Annotated in this window: 3 protein-coding genes; 1 reads left to right on the top strand and 2 read right to left on the bottom strand. The window is 70.7% G+C overall.

The annotated features are described in order from the left end of the window. Window positions 1-597 (top strand): zinc-binding dehydrogenase (locus tag AC3XYG_RS38325; RefSeq protein ID WP_489145158.1); only part of this gene is annotated, 597 nt, incomplete at its 5' end. Between the two features lie 5 nt (window positions 598-602). Here AC3XYG_RS38325 and AC3XYG_RS38330 read toward each other — a convergent pair. Further along, entirely contained in the window at window positions 603-1,811 is a 1,209-nt protein-coding gene (locus tag AC3XYG_RS38330) for a lactonase family protein (RefSeq protein ID WP_489145159.1), read from the bottom strand. Between the two features lie 180 nt (window positions 1,812-1,991). Next, window positions 1,992-2,320, bottom strand: a 329-nt coding sequence (locus AC3XYG_RS38335; RefSeq protein ID WP_489145160.1) for a LysR substrate-binding domain-containing protein, incomplete at its 5' end; no start/stop codon positions are given.

A 2,320-nucleotide genomic window follows, 5' to 3' on the forward strand; every position in this document is an offset into this window, starting at 1 on the left:
ATCACCGCCTGGGAAGGGCTGGTCGACCGGGCGAATGTGCGGGAGGGGCAGGCCGTGCTGATCCAGGGCGGCGCCGGCGGCGTCGGCCATGTCGCAGTGCAGATCGCCAAGTCCTTCGGGGCCCGGGTCTTCGCCACCGCCTCGGCCGCGCAACAAGACCGGGTGGCGCGCCTCGGCGCCACGCCGATCGACCATGCCGCCGAGATGGTGGCGGCCTATGTCGCGACCCACACCGGCGGGCGTGGCTTCGACCTGGTCTACGACACGGTCGGCGGTCCCGTGCTCGACGCCTCGTTCCAGGCGGTGCGGCGCTTCGGCCATGTCGTTAGCTGCCTGGGCTGGGGCAACCACCTGCTGGCGCCGCTGTCGTTCCGCGCCGCGACCTATTCCGGCGTCTTCACCCTGCTGCCGCTGCTGACCGGCGAGGGCCGGGCCCGGCACGGCGAGATCCTGCGCCAGGCGGCCGGCCTGGCCGAGGCCGGCACGCTGGCGCCGATCCTCGACCCCCGCCGCTTCACCCTGGAGACCGCCGCTGCCGCGCATGACGCAGTGGCCGCGGGCGATGCCGCCGGGAAAGTGGTGGTGGAAATCGACTGAGGAGGTCAGGCCGGCGGGAACACCACCATGTTCGGGCTGCCCACCGGCAGGTACTGGCCGGTGAAGGCCAGCTTGCCGCTGTGCGGGTCGACATGGAACACGGTGACCTGGTCGCTGCGCCGGTTGCAGGCGAACAGGAACCGGCCGGTCGGGTCCAGCGCCACCTGGTTCGGATAGTCGCCGCGGGTCCATTCCGCATCCAGCCAGCGCACCTTGCCGTCATGCTCGATGGCGAAGATGGCGGTGCTGTTGTGCAGCCGGTTGCCGGCATAGAGGAAGCGGCCGTCATGGCTGATCGCCAGGGCCGAGGCGAAGCTGGAGCCGGCGAAACCCGGCGGCAGCGTGCCGGTCTGCTGTAGCAGGGCGGCGTGGCCGGTGGCGGGATCGTAGGAATGCACCGCGAGCTGCGACGCCTCCTCATAGACCGTGTAGAGCACCCGGCCATTCGGGTGGAAGGCGAAGTGGCGCGGGCCGGAGCCGGTGGAGGCGGCGGGGAAGAAGGCCGGGTCGGCCGGGTGCAGCTTCCCGGCCGCCGCATCCAGGGTCCAGACATAGGTGCGGTCCTGGCCGAGATCGGTGCTCAGCACGAAGCGCGCCTGCGGGTCGGCCTCGATCATATGGGCGTGCGACGCATCATGGCCGCTGAAGGCGAAGCTGCCGGGCGGTGCGGCGGCGGCCGTGGCCGGGCCGGTCGGGCCCTGCGGCGCCTGCACGTCGGTGGCGGCCTGCAGCGACCCGTCCGCGGCGATCGGCAGCACGGCGACCTGGCCGCCGCCGTAATTCGCCACCAGCACATGCCGGCCGGCGGGATGCACGCTGCAATAGGCCGGCCCGGTGCCGCCGGAGCCGACGGTGTTCAGCATGGTCAGGTCGCCGGTCTCGCGGTCGACGCTGTAGGCGGTGACGGAGCCCTGCTTGCCGCCGCCAAAGTCCTCGATCTCGTTGACCGCATAGGCGTGGGCGCCGTCCGGGGCGAAGGCCAGCCAGGACGGGTTCGGCCCGGCGAAGCTCTTGACGATCTCCAGCCGGCCCTTGTCGCCGTCCAGCCGGGCCAGGGTGATGCCCGGGCCGTTGCCGGTCTTGCCGGTGTAGCTGCAGATATAGAGCAGCCGGGATTTGCCCGGCGCCTTGGCCTGCGCCGCGCCTGCATCCTTCGCCATCGCCATCCCCAAGGCCAGTGTGGCGGTGCCGCCCAGCACCGTGCGTCGCGACATGCCTGTCGCATGGTCCGTTCCGGCTGTCTCCGGCAAACCGGTTTCGCCCCGATCCGATCCCGACATGATGAGCCTCCTTGCTGCCTGGAAGTGTTGGTTCCGTTATTGCGGAACTGCTTCCTTAATTGCGAGTCAGCCTAGGATCGGATTGCGGAATTGGTCAAGGGGATGGCGGATGTCTTAGGCGTTCGCCACCAGCCGCGGCGTAGGCGCGGCCAGCGGTTCCGGCATGGCCAGGATCATCCGGCCGAACTCGCGCGCCGCGGCGGTCTTGCCGCCGGGGCTCCAGACCAGGGTGAAATCGCCCTGCGGCAGGGCCGGCAGGCCGTATTGGCCGTCGACCACCCTCATGCCGGGCTCGATCTCATGGCGCGTCATCACCGAGATCGCCAGCCCCGCCTGTACCGCCGCACACAGGCCGCGCTGGCTGGGGGAGGTGAACATCACATGCCAGTCGACCGCCGTGCCTGATAGCGCCGTGATGGCGAGGTCGCGCATGGCGCAGGGGG

The sequence above is a fragment of the Inquilinus sp. genome (assembly GCF_057815775.1).